The sequence below is a fragment of the Dryocola sp. LX212 genome (assembly GCA_041504365.1).
Lineage (GTDB): Bacteria > Pseudomonadota > Gammaproteobacteria > Enterobacterales > Enterobacteriaceae > Dryocola.
Genome location: CP167917.1, coordinates 555,498 through 575,838, shown reverse-complemented (window position 1 = coordinate 575,838; position 20,341 = coordinate 555,498). Strand labels below are relative to the sequence as shown.

18 protein-coding genes and 1 pseudogene are annotated in these 20,341 nt (G+C 53.7%); 9 read left to right on the top strand and 10 right to left on the bottom strand.

Translation table 11 applies throughout. The features are described 5' to 3' along the window. Positions 1-46 precede the first annotated feature (46 nt). The 4 genes from ACA108_02810 to ACA108_02795 all read left to right on the top strand — a co-directional run bounded on the left by ACA108_02810 (position 47) and on the right by ACA108_02795 (position 4,943). On the top strand, positions 47-1,249 hold the full coding sequence (locus tag ACA108_02810; GenBank protein ID XEX96492.1) for an IS256 family transposase: 1,203 nt from the start codon (positions 47-49) through the stop codon (positions 1,247-1,249). Between the two features lie 278 nt (positions 1,250-1,527). Then, complete coding sequence (locus ACA108_02805) at positions 1,528-2,937, top strand: PAAR domain-containing protein (GenBank protein ID XEX96491.1); 1,410 nt, start codon at positions 1,528-1,530, stop codon at positions 2,935-2,937. Between the two features lie 68 nt (positions 2,938-3,005). Next, positions 3,006-3,317 (top strand): hypothetical protein, encoded by a 312-nt coding sequence (locus ACA108_02800; protein ID XEX96490.1) that lies wholly within the window; start codon positions 3,006-3,008, stop codon positions 3,315-3,317. 475 nt (positions 3,318-3,792) lie between these two features. Beyond that, positions 3,793-4,943 (top strand): IS3 family transposase gene (locus ACA108_02795; protein XEX96489.1). Its coding sequence is split into 2 segments (ribosomal slippage): positions 3,793-4,051 and positions 4,051-4,943, totalling 1,152 coding nucleotides; the frame shifts between segments, so codons are not numbered across the junction. Positions 4,944-5,080: 137 nt separating this feature from the next. On the opposite strand, the pseudogene ACA108_02790 reads toward ACA108_02795, so the two are convergent. The 4 genes and pseudogenes from ACA108_02790 to ACA108_02775 all read right to left on the bottom strand — a co-directional run bounded on the left by ACA108_02790 (position 5,081) and on the right by ACA108_02775 (position 8,453). Beyond that, a pseudogene (locus ACA108_02790) lies at positions 5,081-5,560 on the bottom strand (GNAT family N-acetyltransferase). Next, complete coding sequence (locus tag ACA108_02785; protein ID XEX96488.1) at positions 5,551-5,823, bottom strand: DUF1778 domain-containing protein; 273 nt, start codon at positions 5,821-5,823, stop codon at positions 5,551-5,553. Before ACA108_02785 ends, ACA108_02790 begins: the two are co-directional and overlap by 10 nt. Positions 5,824-5,931: 108 nt before the next feature. After that, a complete protein-coding gene (locus tag ACA108_02780; GenBank protein ID XEX96487.1) occupies positions 5,932-7,098 on the bottom strand; it encodes a M20 aminoacylase family protein in 1,167 nt (388 codons plus the stop codon). A 20-nt stretch (positions 7,099-7,118) separates the two neighbouring features. Next, positions 7,119-8,453, bottom strand: coding sequence for an MFS transporter (locus ACA108_02775; protein ID XEX96486.1), 1,335 nt, complete (start codon positions 8,451-8,453; stop codon positions 7,119-7,121). A 168-nt stretch (positions 8,454-8,621) separates the two neighbouring features. On the opposite strand from ACA108_02775, the gene ACA108_02770 reads away from it, so the two are divergent. From ACA108_02770 to fimZ, 4 genes are all read left to right on the top strand, one after another. Next, a complete protein-coding gene (locus ACA108_02770) occupies positions 8,622-9,557 on the top strand; it encodes a LysR family transcriptional regulator (GenBank protein ID XEX96485.1) in 936 nt (311 codons plus the stop codon). An 84-nt stretch (positions 9,558-9,641) separates the two neighbouring features. Then, positions 9,642-10,310, top strand: coding sequence for a fimbriae biosynthesis transcriptional regulator FimW (locus tag ACA108_02765; GenBank protein ID XEX96484.1), 669 nt, complete (start codon positions 9,642-9,644; stop codon positions 10,308-10,310). A gap of 347 nt (positions 10,311-10,657) precedes the next feature. Continuing rightward, positions 10,658-11,419: a helix-turn-helix transcriptional regulator gene (locus ACA108_02760; GenBank protein XEX96483.1), complete on the top strand. Its 762-nt coding sequence runs from the start codon at positions 10,658-10,660 to the stop codon at positions 11,417-11,419. Positions 11,420-12,009: 590 nt separating this feature from the next. Further along, positions 12,010-12,642: a fimbria biosynthesis transcriptional regulator FimZ gene (gene fimZ, locus ACA108_02755; GenBank protein XEX96482.1), complete on the top strand. Its 633-nt coding sequence runs from the start codon at positions 12,010-12,012 to the stop codon at positions 12,640-12,642. Between the two features lie 75 nt (positions 12,643-12,717). On the opposite strand, the gene sfmF is transcribed toward fimZ, so the two are convergent. The 6 genes from sfmF to fimA form a co-directional block, all read right to left on the bottom strand. Continuing rightward, complete coding sequence (gene sfmF / locus ACA108_02750) at positions 12,718-13,245, bottom strand: fimbria assembly protein (GenBank protein ID XEX96481.1); 528 nt, start codon at positions 13,243-13,245, stop codon at positions 12,718-12,720. Further along, positions 13,238-14,242 (bottom strand): type 1 fimbria D-mannose specific adhesin FimH, encoded by a 1,005-nt coding sequence (gene fimH, locus ACA108_02745; protein XEX96480.1) that lies wholly within the window; start codon positions 14,240-14,242, stop codon positions 13,238-13,240. The genes sfmF and fimH overlap by 8 nt, the downstream gene beginning before the upstream one ends. Positions 14,243-14,261: 19 nt before the next feature. Then, positions 14,262-16,829 carry a fimbrial biogenesis usher protein gene (locus ACA108_02740; GenBank protein ID XEX98006.1) on the bottom strand — a complete coding sequence of 856 codons (2,568 nt, stop codon included), beginning with the start codon at positions 16,827-16,829 and terminating at the stop codon, positions 14,262-14,264. 34 nt (positions 16,830-16,863) lie between these two features. Then, positions 16,864-17,556 (bottom strand): type 1 fimbria chaperone FimC, encoded by a 693-nt coding sequence (gene fimC, locus ACA108_02735; GenBank protein ID XEX96479.1) that lies wholly within the window; start codon positions 17,554-17,556, stop codon positions 16,864-16,866. A 36-nt stretch (positions 17,557-17,592) separates the two neighbouring features. Next, a complete protein-coding gene (gene fimI, locus ACA108_02730) occupies positions 17,593-18,138 on the bottom strand; it encodes a type 1 fimbrial protein subunit FimI (GenBank protein ID XEX96478.1) in 546 nt (181 codons plus the stop codon). Between the two features lie 65 nt (positions 18,139-18,203). Further along, positions 18,204-18,764 (bottom strand): type 1 fimbrial major subunit FimA, encoded by a 561-nt coding sequence (fimA, locus tag ACA108_02725; GenBank protein XEX96477.1) that lies wholly within the window; start codon positions 18,762-18,764, stop codon positions 18,204-18,206. Positions 18,765-19,155: 391 nt separating this feature from the next. Here fimA and nepI point away from each other — a divergent pair, with 391 nt between their 5' ends. Further along, entirely contained in the window at positions 19,156-20,340 is a 1,185-nt protein-coding gene (gene nepI, locus ACA108_02720; GenBank protein ID XEX96476.1) for a purine ribonucleoside efflux pump NepI, read from the top strand. The last annotated feature ends 1 nt before the right edge of the window (position 20,341 follow it).

Sequence of the window (20,341 nt, the reverse complement as noted above, 5' to 3'; positions counted from 1 at the left end):
GAAATTCTGTGTCATTCCAGTAATATATAATCAAAAGGAATGACACATGTCCCAACCCTTCGATTTCGATAAAGCCCTGAAAGCACTTCAGGATGGTCAGGCGCTGACTGGCAAAGATGGCATCTTAACGCCGTTAATCAAACAGTTAACTGAGGCTGTGCTGGCTGCTGAGCTGGACTCTCATCTGGCTCAGGATATTGCCGCTAACCTGAAAAATGGTTCGTCCAAAAAAACGCTCAAAACGCCAACCGGTGCCTTTGAACTCGCCACGCCCCGCGATCGTAACGGCTCTTTTGAGCCTCAATTGGTCAAAAAGCATCAGACCACACTTTCCGATGAGATTGAGCGCAAGATCATCCGCATGTTCGCGCTGGGCATGAGTTACAAAGATATCAGCCAGGAAATTGAAGACCTGTATGCTTTCAGCGTCTCCAGCGCCACCATCAGCGCGGTTACGGATAAAGTCATCCCTGAATTAAAACAGTGGCAGCTGCGCCCGCTGGAGAAGGTTTATCCCTTCGTCTGGCTGAACGCTATTCATTATAAAATTCGTGAGGATGAGCGTTACCAGAGCAAAGCCGTGTACACCGTTCTTGCACTGAATCTCGAAGGCAAGAAAGAGATCCTGGGCCTTTATCTGTCTGAAAGCGAAGGGGCTAACTTCTTGCTGTCAGTACTGACCGATCTGCAAAACCGCGGCGTGAACGACATTCTGATTGCCTGTGTGGATGGCCTGACGGGGTTCCCGGAAGCGATAAACAGCATTTACCCGGATACCGAAGTTCAGCTCTGTGTTATCCATCAGATCCGCAACTCGATTAAATATGTCGCCTCAAAGCACCATAAGGCGTTCATGGCCGACCTGAAGCCCGTTTATCGTGCAGTCTCGAAAGAGGCGGCAGAGGTGGCTCTGGATGAACTGGAGGAGAAATGGGGCCAGCAGTACCCGGTGGTTATTCAGTCATGGCGGAGAAAATGGGAGAATCTGTCCCATTACTTCCGGTATCCGGCGACGATCCGTAAGGTGATTTACACCACAAACGCCATTGAATCAGTGCACCGCCAGTTCAGAAAACTGACGAAAACGAAAGGTGCATTCCCGAATGAAAACAGTCTGTTGAAGCTGCTTTATCTGGGGTTAATGAATGCGCAGGAAAAATGGACAATGCCGATCCAGAGCTGGAATTTGACATTGTCGCAGCTGGCGATTTATTTTGAAGGCCGCCTCGATAAAGTGATGACGTTGTAGTGATTTTTAACGTGACACAGAATTATGAATGCTCTCCCGCGTATTTGTCAGAAACACCATCATAAACAACAAGTGTCCGAAAATTATACCTCATAGAGTCTTTAGGTAATAAATTTACGACATCACAAAGAGCGAAAGCGAATCAACTATCTGAAATCAGGAGCTGCGAAGCAAGTGAACTGTTTCAGGTAGTTAATGAGAGTGCTCACGCAGTGAGGACTCCTCATCTATAGTCCACGGGAGCAAACCAGCAAACAATCTTCATTAAGGATAATACTATGGCAACTGGTCATTTTCTGCGTATTGGCGACAAAACAACGTGCGGCGGTAGTATTCTTTCAGGCTCCCCAAATCACAGCTTTGGGGGGATTGCGACTGCGAGAAACGGAGATTCCGTATCATGTGGAAAAGATAGCAAAATCTATCACATCGCGGGTGGTATCCCCACTTACACGATTCACGGCGTAGCAGCCGCAGGTACTTTGCATAGCCGCAGTACATGCCCCTGTAACGCAAGTTTCATTTCGTCATTCCCAAATGCTTCCTATTGGGTCGAGGAAAAGAAAGCAGTTAAGGCTGCCCCTGTAGTTACTGCTGCCCCTTTAGCTGTTCCTGCACCAACAAAAGCGGAAGAACCCGTACAGCACGCCCAGACAGCTAAAAAACCACATAAGGAAGAAACTAAACGTGAACCAGTAGATGCTGGCTTCTGTGTACTTCCTTACGGTGCTGAAACGAGGGCCTATGAGCCCTGGTTGTTCGAAAGTGAACCACCAGCAGGAACACGCGAACTTTACCGCTCATTGAATGGAGAAGGTAAGGAATACAAAGCTGGTTCTATCCTGCTTGTTGTTGATCCAGAAAAACAGGACAGTGATCAGATCGCACATATGCAGGTCGCTAAACAACGTATTGATACAGCATTAGAGCCGCTTACGCATAAAGAAGCTAATTTCTTACACGATCACTATGCAACAATAGCTAACTTTAGCAACATCGCCGATAAAGGAATCGGGCTTGCTGCTGAACCTGTTGGGAAGTATTTCGAAAATATAGAGAAAATCCTGAAAGAGATTCAGGAAACGTACAAGAATACATACATCACAAGAGGGGCTTTGATTGGTGAGCAGTTCTATGTAAGACGAGCTCAACTATTCAAGGAACTTGATCATGTCCTTAAAGTCGGCTTCCTTAATAAAGGTATGAAACTTGGTGAGCACAACAACCTAAAAAGTGCTCTTGGTTTATCAACTAAATCGATAACTCATAAATGGAATGAAACGGGAATAAGTGATATTGATGGCTACGCTACACATATAGAGCGAGCGGCAAAATATGTAGCAGCTATGCGATATGTTGGTTATGTCGGGATCGGCTTTAGTGCTTTGCATTCTATCAATGAAATAAATGAGGCTTGTTCTATTGGTCGTGAAAGCGAATGTACTAAAAAGAAATACACGGAAATAGGTAGCTTTGCAGGGGGGCTTGCTGGTAGTTATGCTGGCGGTGCTGCTGGTGTTGGCCTCTGTTCTGTTATTTTGGGGGCTTTAACAATAGAAGCTGCCGGAGCAGGTGCATTAGCTTGTGGTGTAATTCTTGGTACTGGTGGGGGGTATGTAGGCGGAGAGTATCTCTCAGACAAAGGTGAAGAATATGGTGAAATAATTTATAACGCAGTAGGAAAATGATGAAAATTATATCTGCTATCATTTTCATATTGTTTGTCTTATCGACAATTGTAGCATGTGCATATTCGGTGACGAAGAATAAACAACATCTTTTATTGTGCGATATTTTTAAAGAACGATTTGGATACGTACCCGCGGGTATAATCCTTGCACAAGCAGGGGGGATATTTTTAGCTTTTCAAAAAGATATGTACTTCATCTTCCCATTTGCTTTTAAAAAGGGAAGTTTTCCTGTGAGAAATATGAACCCCGAACATTATGATTTCATCAAAAATTTACCTAAAGAGGAAGTATCTTGGCTAAAAATTAAGTTCACTTTATTCTTAGTAATGATTGTTATGTTTTGTACAACCATCATGACATCTTACTTATTTCTCTAAGTCTATTTTATAAAGCCGCTAAAGCGGCTTTTCTTGTACGTGAATACGAAAGCGATTAGGTTACTGGCCTTTAGTGCAAAAAATAATCAAATCCCAGGCATCCTGATTTTTGGCAAAAAACCTTAAGTAATCTTTTACTTAGGAAAAAGTACCGTCTGTATTTTTCCGCCTGATTTAAAATCTCGTTCACCTGATCAGCTTTAACCCCGCCGACAAAATGCCTTGTACTCAGATCTCAGTACCGAACTTTTCACCAACCCGGAATCGACTAAAAACGAACGATAAGAAATCTTGACCTGCCCCCAGGATTAGATACAACACTCAGTTAGTAACGTCGGATTCTTCATTCTCAGAATGACCCTTTCTCCAGCCCGCCGCAAATTCAGACGGTGTCTGATAATTCAGCGTGGAGTGATCCTACCCGCGAATAGTGGACACGCGACTAAGTGAGTAAACTCTCAATCAGAGGTGACTCATGACAAAACCAGTATCAACCAGTAAGAAGCCCCGCAAACAGCACACGCCTGAATTCCGCAACGAAGCCCTGAAGCTTGCGGAACGTGTCGGTATTGCTGCCGCTGCCCGGGAACTCAGCCTGTATGAATCCCAGCTCTATGCATGGCGCAGTAAGATTAACAATGCCCGCTGCTCTTCCGAACGTGAGCAGGAAATGTCCGTTGAAATTGCCCGCCTTAAACGCCAGCTGGCTGAACGGGACGAGGAGCTGGCCATTCTCCAAAAGGCCGCGACATACTTCGCGAAGCGCCCGAAATGAAGTATGTCTTTATTGAAAAACATCGGGCTGAGTTCAGCGTCAAAGCCATGTGTCGGGTTCTGCGGGTTGCCCGCAGTGGCTGGTATGCCTGGCGCCTGCGTCGTCATCAGATAACCCCTCGACAGCAGTTCCGGCTTGTCTGCGATGCTGCTGTCCGAAAGGCATTCACTGACGCAAAACAGCGTTATGGTGCGCCTCGTCTCACTGACGAACTGCCTGAGTACAACGTCAAAACGATTGCCGCCAGCCTGCGACGTCAGGGACTTCGTGCAAAGGCTGCCCGGAAGTTCAGCCCGGTCAGCTACAGAGAACATGGCCTGCCGGTGTCTGAAAATCTGCTGAAACAGGATTTTTACGCGAGTGGCCCGAATCAGAAGTGGGCAGGAGACATCACGTATCTTCGCACCGACGAGGGCTGGTTGTACCTCGCGGTGGTGATTGACCTGTGGTCGCGGGCTGTCATCGGCTGGTCAATGTCGTCGCGGATGACAGCGCAGCTGGCCTGCGATGCGCTGCAGATGGCACTCTGGCGACGTAAGCGACCGGGAAATGTCATTGTCCATACAGATCGCGGTGGGCAATACTGTTCGGCGGACTATCAGGCGCTGCTGAAGCGGCATAATCTGCACGGTAGCATGAGTGCGAAAGGGTGTTGTTACGACAATGCCTGCGCGGAAAGCTTCTTCCACTCGCTGAAGGTGGAATGTATCCACGGGGAACGTTTTATCAGCCGGGAAATCATGCGGACGACAGTGTTTAATTATATCGAGTGTGATTACAATCGGTGGCGCCGCCACAGTGCCTGTGGCGGTCTCAGTCCCGAACAGTTTGAAAACCAGAACCTCGCTTAGGGCCGTGTCCACATTACGTGGGTAGGATCAGAGATCCCCGTGGGGCTGTATCTGCTGGCGATCCCGCTGATCTATTACTTCGCCACGCTGGTCCATCACTGATCCGCTTCGTGCCTTCGGTTTCGGGGGCGCAAATCTTACCAGAGCGGTAAGAGCAAAGTGCTGGGCTGCAGGCCTGACTCAATAAATCCAAAGCGCTGATAAAACGCCTTTGCGTTGTCAGACAGGGCGTGAACCAGCAGCGCCCGCATGCCAACGTGCTGCGAGACCTGGCGGGTTCGCAGCACCGCGTCCTTCAGCAGGGCCACGCCAATTTTTTGTCCGTGAAAACTGGCATCTACGGCCAGCCTGCCAAGCACGCATACGGGTACCGGGTCGGGCATATTACGTCTTACCAGGCCGGGAACCGACGCGCGTTCTACGCTGCCGGTCGCTAATGCATAGAAGCCAACGACCCTTTTGTTTCCCGCTTCACAAACGACGAAGGTGCGGGAAGCACCGATAACCTAATTCTTAAGCGCCTTGCGTTTAAGCCATACATCCAGCGTATTTTCACTGCAATAAAATTCTGCCGTTACGTGCTCAGCCCTGAGCAGTTCTGGCGCTGTTATTCCCACGGAGCTCTCCTGCTCAGCAGATCGGCCAGGCCGACGTTTTCGGAAACGGGGGCTTCTAAGGCTTTCAGGAAGGCGTTGAACTGATTTTCGTCCGCCATGAAGAGCCGCTGATCGAGAAGGATATCCTCTGCTTCACGACACGCGGCCTCCAGCACAAAGTCAGTGCGGGACTTAGAGACCAGCTCCGCCGCGCGATCGATCAGATCGCGCTGGGCGGCCTTCGCTCGTATGTTGATTGGGGTTTCTTTCGGCTGGGTTCTCATGACATTTCTCGTGTATTCATTCGTTATACAGTGTAGCAAATGAATACACAAAGTGTTAGCCACAACGGCGCCAGGGCGGATAAGCGCAGCGTCATCCGCCGTAAAAAACTAACGTAAATAGGCCTCGGTGAGCTTCACCCAGTAGGTCGCGCCGATGGAAATACACTCGTCGTTAAACTGATACAGAGGGTGATGCACGGAATAATCATCTTTGCCTTTGCCGGTGCCCAGCCAGACGTAGCAGCCCGGCACCTCTTCGAGCATGAACGCGAAATCTTCGCTGCCCATCGCGCTTTTCACCTCCTGCGGATCCGCAACCCATTCTGCGCCAAACGCGTCGCGGGCCACCTGCAGGGCGAACTCGGTCTGCGCCGGATCGTTAATCGTTACCGGATAGCCAAAGTCCGGCTCGATAGAAGCTTTCACGCCAAAGCTTTCCGCCTGGCCCTGCACGATGGCCTGAATACGTGTTTTCACCGCATCTCGCACTTCAGGTTTGAACGTGCGCATATTCAGCTTAAGCACCGCATTGTGCGGAATGATGTTGTGGGTTGTTCCGCTTTGCAGGCTGCCCACGGTCACCACTGCGGCATCCTGCGGGTCGACGTTGCGGGAAACAATGGTTTGCAGCGCCATGACGATCGCAGCTCCCGCGACGGTAGGATCGATGCTGTTTTCCGGCATCGACCCGTGACCGCCTTTGCCTTCAAGGTGAACGGTCATGCTGTCGGACGAGGCCATCAGCGCGCCCGGCTTAGTCATGATCTGCCCTGCCGGGATCAGCGGGAAGTTGTGCAGGCCGAAGATCGCATCGCAGGGGAAAAGGGTAAACAGCCCGTCGTCTATCATGCGTTTTGCGCCGCCGACGGACTCTTCCGACGGCTGGAAAATAAGATGCAGCGTACCGCTAAATGGCCGATGTTCAGCCAGATAGCGCGCCGCGGACAGCAGAATTGCGCAGTGGCCGTCGTGGCCGCAGGCGTGCATCTTGCCTTCCACCGCGCTCGCCCACGGCAGCCCGGTCTGTTCCTGCATGGGCAGCGCGTCCATATCGGCACGAATGCCAAGCCGCCTGCCGCCGCTGCCAACCCGTAGCGTCCCCACTACGCCGGTGCCGCCTAACCCGCGATGCACCTCATAGCCCCAGCTGGTCAGCAGCTCCGCGATGCGATCGCTGGTGCGGAACTCTTCAAAGCCCAGCTCCGGATGCTGATGGAAGTCGCGGCGAATGGCGATCATCTCCGCTTCATGGTCGAGAATTTCTTTGATTAGCATAGGTTTTCCTTTTATTCATCTTATTCGTCGTGATCGAGGTGACGTTCGCGCCAGGCCATCAGCGCGGCCAGGGAAACGAGAGAGCAAAACATCAGGTACCAGGCCGGGGCCATCGGCGCATTCGTGACTTTCAGCAGCCAGGTAACGTTAAACTGTGCGAAGCCGCCGAACAGTGAAACACCTACCGCATAAACCATCGCCATACCGCAGGCGCGTACCGCTTTCGGGAAGGTCTCGAGCACCAGCAGGAACATTGCTACGGCGCTGATGTTGGCGAGGATCTGATCTACGGCGATCAGCGCGATGGTGTAGCCGAGCGGAACGCCATACAGAATTGTGGCAAAGATCGGCCAGATCAGCAGGAAAGAGACGATCGCGCAGCCGATCAGTATCGGTTTACGCTTCGGCAGCCGGTCTGCAAGCCTGCCGCCCCAGAAGGGGATCAGCAGCGTCAGCAGCGCCGCCGTCAGGCTTATCCAGTAGGAGATGCTGGTGGGCATGTGCAGGGTATTCACCATGTAGGCGGGCATGTAATAGATAATGATGTAGAACGTCGTGGTGCCTTTCATCACCAGCAGGATCCCCAGCACCAGCGCCCGACGATGCTCGCGCCAGAGCGTCAGGGCCGGATTGGCAACGGTGCTGTCCGCCGTCGTGCTGTGGGTTTCCGGCAGCTGGCGACGGATATACAGCCCAACCGGCATAATTAACAACCCGAAGATAAATGGAACTCGCCAGCCCCAGTCATACAGCTGCTGCTCGCTCAGCACGTGGCTTAGTCCGGCTCCCATCGCAGCCCCCAGTAACGCAGCCCCGCCCTGGCTGGTCATCTGCCAGCTTACGCGTACGCCACGCCGGGAATGCCCGCCAGCCTCCATCAGCCAGGTGGTCGCCGCACCGACTTCACCGCCCGCCGAAAACCCCTGCAGCAGGCGTCCGGCAATCAGGACTATCGGTGCGAAAATTCCCACGTCTTTGTAGGTCGGGGCAAAAGCCACCATCAGAACGCCCAGCGACATGAGGCCCATGATCAGCGTCATGGCGGCTTTGCGTCCGTGCCGATCGGCATAATTGCCTAAGACCATGCTGCCCAGCGGGCGCATGATAAAGCCGACGCCGAAGGTCGCGACGGCGAGAAGCAGGGAAACGTAATCGTTGCTGGCCGGAAAAAACAGGTGGCCAATAATCACGGAGAAAAAGCTGTACACGGCAAAATCGTAGATCTCAAGGCCATTGCCCAGCGTCACGGCAACCAGCGATGTTACGCTGGGCCCGTTCGACGTTGAGGACGCGGCAACCGCAGGCGAGCCCGTGAAGTCGGCCCGGCTCGGGACATAGCTGACTGACTCTTTCATGCTCATTTCCTTTCTGTTGCGAAGATGTGAAAAATGGGCGCCTTTTGCACTATCTGCATAAAAAAAGAACATCGCAATCATAAAAATTCGTTATGCCTTTGGTTATATTCTTTGTATTGTTGCTGGGCAAAATTTGCACCACTGCGGTGAATCTCGCGAAGGCATCCAATGAAATTAAAGCTAAATCAATTAGATATTCTGTTGGAAGTTGCGGCACAGGGCAGCATTGGCAAAGCGGCGAAGGCGCTGAACCTGACGCAGCCCGCCATTTCGAAAACCATTCAGGAGATGGAGGCGGAAATCGGCCTGCCAATTCTGCAACGCTCGTCACGCGGCGTGACGTTAAACGAATATGGCCAGGTGCTGCTGCGCCATGCCCGTGACATCGATCGTTCGCTGCACCAGGCCCGTGAAGAGATTGACCACCTGCTCGGCAAGGCCATGCGCCAGCTGCGGGTAGGCTTCACCTCTGCCGCCTCCTACGGGCCGTTTACCAACACGATGATTGAGTTTCAGTCCCGCTATCCCGGCGTCAAGCTGGTAGCGATGGAGGGTCGGCCGCATCAGATCCTCGACGCGCTGCAAAACCAGCGGCTGGATATCGCGGTGCTGACCGCGGGTACCAGCATCGTTCAGTCAGGAATGTATTACGAACCGCTGTACGCCCTGAGCAATACGATCATCGCAGGCGACCAGCATCCGATCACCCACACCACCTCGTTAAAAAGCCTGATGAACTATCCCTGGCTGGACTGGGACGAGCCGGGGGAGCACTCCATTCTGGCGCAGGTATTCCGCCGCTATAACCTGCCACAGCCGCAGAATATCGTGCATTGCTCCTCGCCGTGGGTGATGGCGCGCATGATGGAGCAGGCGGACATGGTGAGCATGTGGACGTCGGTGCGCCTGCGCTTTCCGGGCTATAACGTTAACCTGCGTCCGCTGGCGCTGCGCGAAGTGCTGCCCGCCACCAGCATCGGCGTGCTGTGCCCGAACATTGGCCGCCTCTCCACCGCAGGCAACACCTTTCTGGAGATGCTGAGGATTAACGCTCGCGACTGGCTCCGGCAAAGCGACGCGGCGGATATGGTGGTGCGCTTATAGCAAATTCCTCCCGACAGCGTTCGGGTATGCCAGGAAATAGCCTGGCAATAACTCATCCCGCACGCCGGGGGAATTAAGTCGCAAGTGATTCTTAATTCGATAAATTTTATCTATGATCCTGTTCCGGTTTCGACTGCCACAAGGATCCTTATGCTTACCATTGCCCTGCGGGAAAAAAATCGCCCCTTTGCCCACGGAATAAAAATCATTGTTGAACAAATATGCAGCCGACGGCACGAAGCTTTTCAGTTTTTATCCGCTGAGCATCATGACGCCGCCGACGTGGCTTTTATTTCTCTTGATGACAGCTGGATTACCGCCGACTGCTATAAAATTCCCCAAACCACGCGAACCCAGCGGGTGATCCTTATTTGCCGCCGCCTGGAACATGAAAGGCTGATGTTCCGCCCCTGTCTATATATGCTGCCGGTTATTTATCGCGAAGAAGAAATCGATCAAATAGCCGCCAAGATCGCCCACTGGACGGAGTTATCCAGACGGGGCAAACATACGCTTGCCGTGCCCGCCGCCGTTTGTAAATTCTGCACCACGCGCCATTTCTCCATTACCGAGCGTGAACTGCTGAAATATATCGCCTGCGGGCATTCGCTCTCAAACGCGGCGTTACTGATGAAAATTGACGAGTCGCAGGCCGTGCAGCATCGTAAGGCGATCATGAAAAAACTCAGCATCAATAATAATCAGGGGCTGATTAGATTCATCCGAGTCAACCTACATTTCTTATTCCCCTGATTGCGGACGCGTTAAATAAAGTGCAAAAGTCCGTTGGTTTTATTTTCTTGCCGACTACATTCACTTTTCAGCCTTACCATTAAGATTTTTCCTTACGCTCTTTAGGCCACCACTAATATCCGCCAATTTTCTCTACTGACAAAATAGCTTCAACTTCAACATTATCAGAAACTGCCACGGTTCCGGTTTCTGATTATTTTAACTCTCCTTAAGTGAAATTAGCCGGGCAGAGGGATTGTTCGCCACAAACAGCGCTGATGCGCCCGGCGATTCAGTATTAATCTAAGGCATTCTGAAGTATCCAGCGTCGGGCACTATCTCTGAAAACAAACCCGATCGGTCAGCCAGTGAGTGAGCATTTGCAATTAGCCGCACGTAAAAGAAAATACCGCCGCATCAGCATCGATGGTCCCGTTAATCCGATTAGCCTGAGCAAGCCGATGATTTTCGACAGGCTAGAGTATTTGCAGCAGCAGCTGCGAACGGGAAGCCCACAACCGGCCGTCGAACTGCTGCTGGTCAGTCATGACGCCTATCTTTCCCTGGCCCTCACCCGCTACATTTTCCGCCACATCCGAACGCATCTCTGCTCTACCCTCGAAGAGGTGACGTGGTTTTTCGAGCAGAAGCCCATACCGCGAATCGTTATCGATCTCGACGGCATTGCCGCTTCCGCCATCAGCGTACTCAATACCCTGCGCCAGTGGCACCAGGCTTATCCCGGCATCATCATCATTCTGCTTACTGCCGGTCGCAATCCCGCCGCGTCCTGCCTGATTGTCGCGGCGGCAAACTGTAGCGTCATTGAACGCAGGCTACCTCCGGGCATTTTGTCACTTTTATTGATGCAGCAACCTTGTTCGCAGCCGTCCGTTCAGGCTAACTATACGCGGCAGAATGATGCGCTCACCCGCAGGGAGTGGCGCCTGCTGATGGCGCTGGCACAGGGGGATTCGCTAAAAACCGTTGCCGCCTCGCTGAATAAGCCCTACCACTCGGTGGTCTACACCCTCGGGCGGCTGGCCAAACGCATTGGCCTGGCAAGTAGAAAGGCATTGATTCATTTGCTTAATGAATTATCGACCCCCGCATCAGAGCGCAGGGTATAAGCGTAACCTACTGACTTGCGGATGAAAGTTAAGAAACTACTTATTTTCAATGTTTATAAGTTGTTAAATTAGATCATTCAATTAACACTTATAAAAATTCCTGGAGTGCGATAATCCCGGTAAAAGTACAGCCAGGGTGATCAAACGATTGTTTTCGCCAGCAAACTGTTAACAACTTTTAAACATTAGGTGTTTACTACTATTTTTGATAATTAAAACAAACTTTCCATCCATTCGCCAGGTGAGAAGTGGTATGTTTATCTGGATTGTAGAAATAACCGCCAGCCATTTAGAACTTAATAACGCTTCCGGCCCCCGCTGGAAACAGCAGACTTTCTCTCAAATATTATGACTGTATAATCAGCCCATCTATTTCAGCACCATGAAAATGAATCTCTGGCAACCTTCAGATAATTTTTCATGACGCCCATCACTTATCAAAAATATATAACATCACGGAATCATTATTCTAATCAGGGAGTGTGCCAGACATATATTTTCAAAATCAGCCAGTTAACATTTCATAACTTTCGCTGCCATTGACCCTGCGTCAACGCGATGTTTACCTCAAACAATCCGAGGCAAAAAAAATGAAACCTGCATCCGTAATCATTATGGACGAGCACCCTATTGTCCGCATGTCGATAGAAGTGCTGTTACAGAAAAATAAAGATATCAGTGTCGTGCTAAAAACGGACAGTGGCCGGGAGGTCATTGAGTATATGCGCAGCCATCCTGTCGATCTGGTGATCCTGGATATTGAACTTCCGGGCGTTGATGGCTTCTCTTTACTGAAGAGAATAAAGGGAATACAACAAGATACAAAAATATTATTCCTCTCCTCCAAGTCTGAACGCTTCTATGCCGGGCGCGCCATTCAGGCGGGCGCCAACGGTTTTGTCAGCAAAAGAAAAGAGCAGGAAGATATCTATAACGCGGTGGAAATGCTGCTTTCGGGCTACTCCTTCTTCCCGTCGGACACGCTGAATTTTATCAGCAATGCTAAATCACAGCAGGGTACGGTTGACGATATGCCGCTCTCGAATCGTGAAGTGACGGTATTACGCTATCTGGCTAACGGTTTATCCAATAAGGAAATCGCCGAGCAGCTATTGTTGAGTAACAAAACGATCAGCGCCCACAAAGCAAATATTTTCTCCAAGCTGCGCGTCAGTTCCATCGTTGAGCTTATCGATTACGCCCGCGTCAAAGAATTATTATAAAGTCGTAACCTGCAAAAAATCCGGGAGTTGTTGGCCCCCGGACTTTTTTAATGCCCCAAGAATCATCCTGGACACTCAATAATAATTAATCATAAATGTCGCATCTGCGTCCGCCTTGCCGGGCTGTGGGTTATCCGTCAACGCGATATAATTAGCGTAAAATCTTAGCGTCGCGTTACCGTCCGCATCCACAGCCACGTCCTGGCTGGCCTGCTCCAGCGGCAGCTGCACCTTATCTTTATCCCGCAGCTGCACCGCAACATTCTTCGCGCTGCTGCTGCCGTTTAGCGCCAGCAGGCTCGGGTTGCCGCTGGCCGTTTTACCAGAAAACGTAATGGAGGCGGATCCAGGCGGACAGCCGTTTAGCTTCACCGTGAAGGGCATGCTCTGGGTGGTGCTGCCGACCGTACTCAGCTGTTTGGTCGGCCACGTGCCCAGCTGCACGGTTTTATTATCTTCCCCGGCTTCCACATAGCAGCTGTAGTCCACGACGTTGCCGCGCAGTTCGATGTTGATTTCCCCGAGAGAAGTGTTCGCTCCGGCGCTGGCGGATAACGCTGCGAGCGTAAGCGCCAGCAGGCTGCTGATGCGTATATCAGTCATAATCCACCCGTAAATAGCCGCGTGAGGTGAAGGGCCCTTCGGCGGGCTTATTCCCCGTCACGCTCACCGGCCAGGCGCGGACCCCCACCCGGGCCGCGGCGGCGTCGTCGAGACGGAAATTAATTTTGCTGCCCAGATTGTTCGGCGTCAGCGGCACGCCGCTGCTGTCGGAAACGATAAAGCCAAGATCGCTGTTGTCGGAAACCATCATGTTACCGGACTGCTTTTCCGCCTCAAGCCGCAGGGTCAGGTACGACTGCGCGTCGACGTTAGTGCATTTTATGCCGATGGTTTTGCTCTGCGGCGTGACTCCCTGCGGGCGGTTTCCGGCGCCCGCCTGGCTAAAGAGCGCCGCGCCGATATCGCCAAAATCGAACTCGATGACCTGTCCGGCGTTGATTTCACAGGTCTGCGGCACCTCGACTTTGCCGCTGTAGCTGATGGTGTAAACCGCCGTGGTCAGCGGGTCGGATTTGCTGGTCGTGACATAGACGCGGAACATGGTCTGCCGGGGGATCGGCACCATATTGATAAACTTACGCGTCACCTTGAGGCGAAAGATTAGGTTGGAGTCCTTAACCGGAAAGGGCTTCTGCTTGGGAACGTTCGGGTGCGACCCCATCTGGATATATCTGACCGGCGGATAAAAAACGCCGGCGTAGCTGTCGGTGATCCGCATGCCGCCGTTCAGGTAGTCATTTATCTTCAGATATTTATAACCGTCCAGGGTTTCCTGAATGGGCAGGTCGGTCTCGTAGCTGCGCATCGTGGTTTTGCCGCTCGTCCCGGCGGGACAGGTGGCGTTAACCCCTACCCAACCGGATTTCTCCGCGAGCGTGACTATCTGCCCGACGTTGTTATTGGAGCTATTAAACTTGTCGGACAGGTCATAGCTCACCTCTTTTGGCACGCCGTCGGTGTTATGGCAGACCGTGGCATGCGTCTGGGTCGAAATGGTCAGCAGCGCGAGGGCAGCAAGAGATGTCTTTAGTTTCATTTTCAATTCCTTAACGGCGCTATGAGCAGGTGGCGGTGGCAACCACCACGGCCTGCTTCAGGCTCGCTTCTGGCAGCGCGTAAGGGGCGGTACACCGCGATCCTTTGCCGTCGCCCCACTGAATAAGCAGCTTCCCGGCAAGCGGCAGACCGCTGAGGTAAATTTGCCCGTCGTCGCCGACCATGCTGGTTGCCCCGCCGGTCTCTTCACGCACCACCGAACCAAACGGCACCGGCCTGCCTGCGCGTTTTACGGTGATGATGGCCCGCACGCCGATCCGCGCGTTAAACGCCGCCCGCACCAGCGCGCCTTCGGTTGGCACTACGCTGCTGACGTTGTTGTCGATATCCGTGTGGTTATCCATGGAATTGGTATCCAGCGCGATGCGGTTGTAGCGGTAGACGGTGGCGTAAGGCATAACGGCATAGCCCCGCCAGTCGGTTTTCACCCCCGTCTGGTTTTCCACGCTCACGCCCGACGCGCCCGGCGCCTTAATTAGCACGTTGGTGTCCCCGAGCGGCTGGCTGAAGGTGACACCGTCGGCATGCCCTACCACCCCACCGGCGGCCTGCCAGTTAAACTCACGCTGATCGCGGTCATAGTTGTAGCCCAGCCCCAGGGTGCCGTAGGTCGCCTGCCAGTTAGCCGTGGCGCTACCGCTGTAGCCGTTTGAACTGCTGTGGCCCTGTGTCACGCTGTAGCTCAGGTTGCGGTCCTCCAGCAGCGTGCCGCCGACGCCCGCCTGCACGGTACTCTGCCCGTCGGAATTACGGCTGGTCACAAAGGTGGCGTAGGCGCGATCGATTGCCCTGTCCCGCGAATAGCCGTTCCCCAGAAACGCGCTGAACGGTACCGACAGGTTGAACGCCACGATGCGATCGGTGCCCGCGAGGCCAATCGACTTGCTCCACGACGTAGAAACCGAATAGCTGATTCCCTTCCAGCCGCTGGCGTAGCCCGCCTGATACCAGGTATTGTCGTCGTCCGTGCCCCAGTAGGTCTGCTGGCTGCCGGAGACGTAAAGCGAACCGTAATCCCCCATCGCCTGGGAGATATTCACCTGAAAACGCCCGCGCTTGCTGTAGCGCAGGTTGTGGTAGCTCTGGGCGACCGGCACCTTGTTGTGGCTGCCGTCGTCCTCCAGCTCGTACTCGTAGCCCTCTATGTTTTTGTAGGCCACTTCATCAAGGGTATAAAACCCTTTCGTTGAGTAGCGATACCCCAGAAGCTGGAAGTTGGTGCCGTAGCCGCTCAGGGATTTGGCGTACAAAAAACGCAGGGACTGACCCTGATGATCGCTGTCGTCCGCCAGGGTGCTACGGGCATGGGTAATGTCCATGGAGACGGCCCCCCAATCCCCGAGGTTTTTGCCCACGCCGAGCACTGCGGCGGTGTAACGCTCCGCCAGCTGCGTCCCGCCGTAGGCGGTGTAGCCGTGTGGCAGCCCGGCAATCAGCGTTCCCTGGGCGAAAAACGGCGTCTCCTGCTGGCTGTTGCCGCTGCGGAAATCCCCGGCCACAAGATCGTACTTATAGCGCCCTTCGCGCTGCAGCAGCGGAACGGTGGAGTAAGGCACGGAGTAGTTCTGCTGGCTGCCGTCTTTCTCTTCGACGGTGACGTCAAGGTCGCCGCTGGAAGAGGTCGGGTTGAGGTCGCTTATCGCAAACGCCCCCGGCGATACGTAGCTTTGATAAATCACATAGCCGTTCTGCCGAACGGTGACTTTGGCATTGGTCCGCGCAATCCCACGCACCGTCGGCGCGTAGCCTTGCAGGCTGTCGGGATACATACTGTCGGACGAATAGAGGCGCGCGCCGCGAAAGCCAACGCTGTCGAATACGTCGCTGCCGGTATTACTGTCGCCCATTACCAGCTCGCCCTTGAGCGGAATAACCGTGCGCTGCACGTAGGTGCTGATGTTCTTCCAGGTATTGCTGTGGTAGCCGTCCCCGCTGGTATAGCTCCAGGCCCCGCTGTTACGCAGGCGCCACGCTCCCCAGTTAAGGCCGCTTTGCAGGCTGAGATAATAGCTGTCGTCGTTGCTGCCGCGGTTGCCGGTAAAGGTGTAGTTCACCAGCGCCGCGGGGATCCCCTCGTCCCACTGGTCCGGCGGAATATAGCCGCGTGCGCTGTTGTTCAGCGACGCCTGGGGCAGGCTGATATCCAGGCGCAGCTTGTTAAAATCAAACGCAGTAGTCGCGCCGGGTATGGCTTGCGGCAGCGGTATGCACTCCCCCGCCTTCACTTTCGCTAATGCCGGATACGCCTGCATATTCAGCCCGAGCCGCTTCAGCCAGTCGCCGTCCAGGCACGGTGTAAGGCCGCCGTTCGTCGCCTGGTCCGCCGCCTGCTTGCCCGCATCGACAAAATGCAGGTCTTCGGTGGCGATAAACTCGTCGTTGCGCCAGATATCCACGCGGTAGCTGCCGGGCGCCTGCTGGCTGCCTTTTTCAAAGCGCGACAAATCCGCCACGGCGCCATCATCGTCAGACAAAAAGCGGGGGTTAAAATAGCTTTCAGCGTGGCCTGCCCCTGAGCAGAGCGCGGTGAGGATCGCCACCACCAGTGGCGCGAGCGGCTTAATCATCATTTGCGGAATTCCCTTTTGCGGCCCGCCAGCATCACTGCATCTGGCCTGCTTGCATCGGCGTCACCGCACCGTAATCGTTCACCGTCTGAAAGGTGATCTTTCCCTGCATGCCGGTCGCAACGGCCACCTGCGCCACGCTTTTCGGCGCAACCATCGTGTTGGGCAGCTTATCGTTACCTATCTTCAGGTTGACCGTGGAAACGTAGTACGGGGAAGGATTATGGATGCTCAGATGCGCGCCGCTGCGCGTAAAACGCAGCTGCTTCAGCGCGTCTTCCGGCTTCATTGGCAGGTTTTTAGGGCGTACGAACAGCTTGATGCGCGACATGATTGCCAGCTGGAGCACGTTGCGGTTCTCCACGCTGTTTTTATCCACTGAAGGGATCGCCTTCACGTTCATCCAGAAAATAGATTCGCGATCCGTCGGCAGCGGCTGGCCGACATAAATAATGCGCAGGGTATTTTCGCTTTTCGGCTCGCTGACGAACAGCGGTGGCGTCACGATAAAGCTCTTATCTTTTGCGCCGAGATTATTCTCGACCCAGGAGTTCACCAGATATCTTTCCGTTTTGTCGCTGTTGGTAATAGAAAGGGACGTTTGTTTTGCATCGGCAGGATAGATCACCCGCGTGGCACCAAGACCAATTCCGCCGGCGGCCTGAACCGTAAACGAGAAAAGTAACCATCCTAATAAGACAGCGCCTGACTTAATTACATTATTCATCACGACAGATACCATAGACTTTTATTAAACGGCGAATCAGGGATAGACCAGCGTAAACCAGACATCAGAGTGGAGTTTTCCTGGCTTAACGCTTTCTGACACCGAGCGATAACGAGCGGTGAAATGAAAAATCATTTCGCGAGTTTTTATGGCGGCGAAATAGCCCGGTTCCGTATTCGGAATAATAAGCTGCTGCTGGCTGTCAAATAACGCCAGCCCCACGCCCGAACTCGCGTCGTTACCACTGGCGCTGGTGGCGGCAAGAAACACCTGCGGATCCTCTGCGGGCGTCACCCCCTGAAAGGCAATGCCAACCCGTTCGGACACTTCGGCGAGGCAGTCTGTAAGACGAATGGCAAACGGCACGCTGACCGGCGCATAGCTGCCGACGGCCGGAAACAGAGAGCTGCGGTACTGCCCCATCTGCACGGTCATTTCCTGACTTTCCGTTGCGACGGTGCAGGCACCGTTAACCAGCGAGCCCCGCATATGCACCTTGCCGCCATCAATCACCACCACCCGCTTTGCCAGCGCCGGGCTTCCCGCAACGGTAAGCAGGAGGAACGGTATTATCCTTTTCATGCGCGCCTTCGATTAACGTGAAAATTGCCTCCTCCGTGAGGCAAACCTCATCCTTGTGGAGGGGCTTATTCGTATTTCATAACGAAAGTAGCGTCTGCGTTGGCCTGGCCCGCAGTCGCGGTGGCAGCCGTTGCTTTATAACGCGCGGTGAACGGCAGGGTATTAGCACCGTCGTTCAGCGTCTGGGCGGTAGAGAAAGATGTCCCGTCCGGAGTCAGCACTTTAGAGGTGCGGTCGAGGATCTGGATACCCACGCCGGAAGCGGTAGTGGCGTTGCCACCGGAGTTGATCGCCAGCAGCGTCGGGTCAGTCCCGTCAGTCTGGCCGGTGAAGGCCGCAGAAGCGGTTGCCGCAACGGTGCTGTCGCAATCGGTCAGAACGATGGTGAAAGGCACCTGTGCAGAGGTGTCGCCAACTTTAGAGAAAGCCGCGGTACGGTACTGGCCCATATGCACGGTTTTATCAGCGGATTCAGTGCTGACGGCACAGGCGGCGTTAACTAATTCCCCTTCGAAGTGAACGCTACCGCCGTTAACGGTAACCGGCGTAGGATCTTCTGCATGGGCAGCACCGCTCATCAGTACAAGGCCAGCAACCAGAGAGGAAGCAATTTTGCTGAATTTCATGGATATTCCTTAAAATAAAAAAAGCACAACGAAATAAAGCGTCCCTGAATATTTCGCTTGATTCGTTAACGGCTGTAACAGCCCCTGCGGCACTTCTCATTCCCTGAGGAGATATTTATCTTCGTCCTGCGGCCATAATTAATAAATTATTTAACGCGGTTCAGATGAGTAGCATAATTTAATGAATACGGCGGATAATTAATACGCGATGAATCCTTATGTCCTCTAAGTCCGGGCCTAATAAAGCCTAAGAAATAACCCTGTTGATATTTTCCCGAAAGGGTCAGCGCCGCTTCGCGAAGCGCGGCGCTAAAAGTTGTCAAAACGTTAAATTCGTCACATTTATGATGCTAAACTAGCGCGCTTTATGACAAGCACGCCAGGTGAAGAAATGAGTGAACATATCCAACAGACAGCGAAACCGGAGCCGATTGTTCGGCCCAACTGGTCCGCCGTCTTTGCCGTGGCGTTTTGCGTAGCGTGCCTGATTACCGTCGAGTTTTTACCCGTCAGCCTGCTGACGCCGATGGCGCAGGACCTGGGGATTTCGGAAGGCGTGGCCGGACAGTCGGTGACCGTGACGGCATTTGTCGCTATGTTCGCCAGCCTGTTTGTGACGACCCTTATCGGCAAAACCGACCGTCGCCACGTCGTGCTGCTGTTTTCGGTACTGCTGACCGCCTCCTGCCTGATGGTGTCGTTTGCACAAAACTTCACGCTGTTGCTGCTGGGCCGCGCCTGTCTGGGGCTGGCGCTGGGTGGCTTCTGGGCGATGTCCGCCTCGCTGACAATGCGGCTGGTGCCAGCCCGCACGGTGCCAAAAGCGCTGTCGGTGATTTTTGGTGCGGTCTCTATCGCGCTGGTTATCGCCGCGCCGCTGGGGAGCTTCCTGGGTGGGATAATCGGCTGGCGCAACGTCTTTAACGGCGCGGCGCTGATGGGGGTGGGCTGTATTCTCTGGGTCTGGAAAGTGCTGCCGTCCCTGCCGGGAGAAGCGGCACACCTGAAACAGAATATGTTTGGCCTGCTGAAACGCCCGGGCGTGCTGGCGGGCATGGCGGCCATCTTCCTGGCCTTTGCCGGGCAGTTCGCCTTCTTCACCTATATTCGCCCGATCTATATGACGCTGGCCGGCTTCGATGTGGACGGCCTGACGCTGGTGCTGCTGAGCTTCGGCATCGCAAGCTTCGTGGGTACTTCGCTTTCTGCGGTGTTCCTTAAACGCTCGCTGAAAATGGCGCTGACGCTCTCCCCACTGATACTGGCCCTGAGCGCATTAACGCTGGTGCTGTGGGGAACGGATAAGATTGTCGCCTCCGCCATCGCCATCATCTGGGGCTTTGCGTTCGCCTTAATCCCGGTAGGCTGGTCAACGTGGATCACCCGCTCGCTGGCCGATCAGGCGGAAAAAGCAGGCTCCATTCAGGTTGCCGTTATTCAGCTGGCAAACACCTGCGGCGCAGCCGTCGGCGGCTACGCGCTGGACAACCTCGGCCTGCTCTCCCCGCTGATCCTCTCCGGCAGCCTGATGCTGCTGACGGCGGCCCTGGTCGCGGTTAAGGTGCGGGTTAAATAGG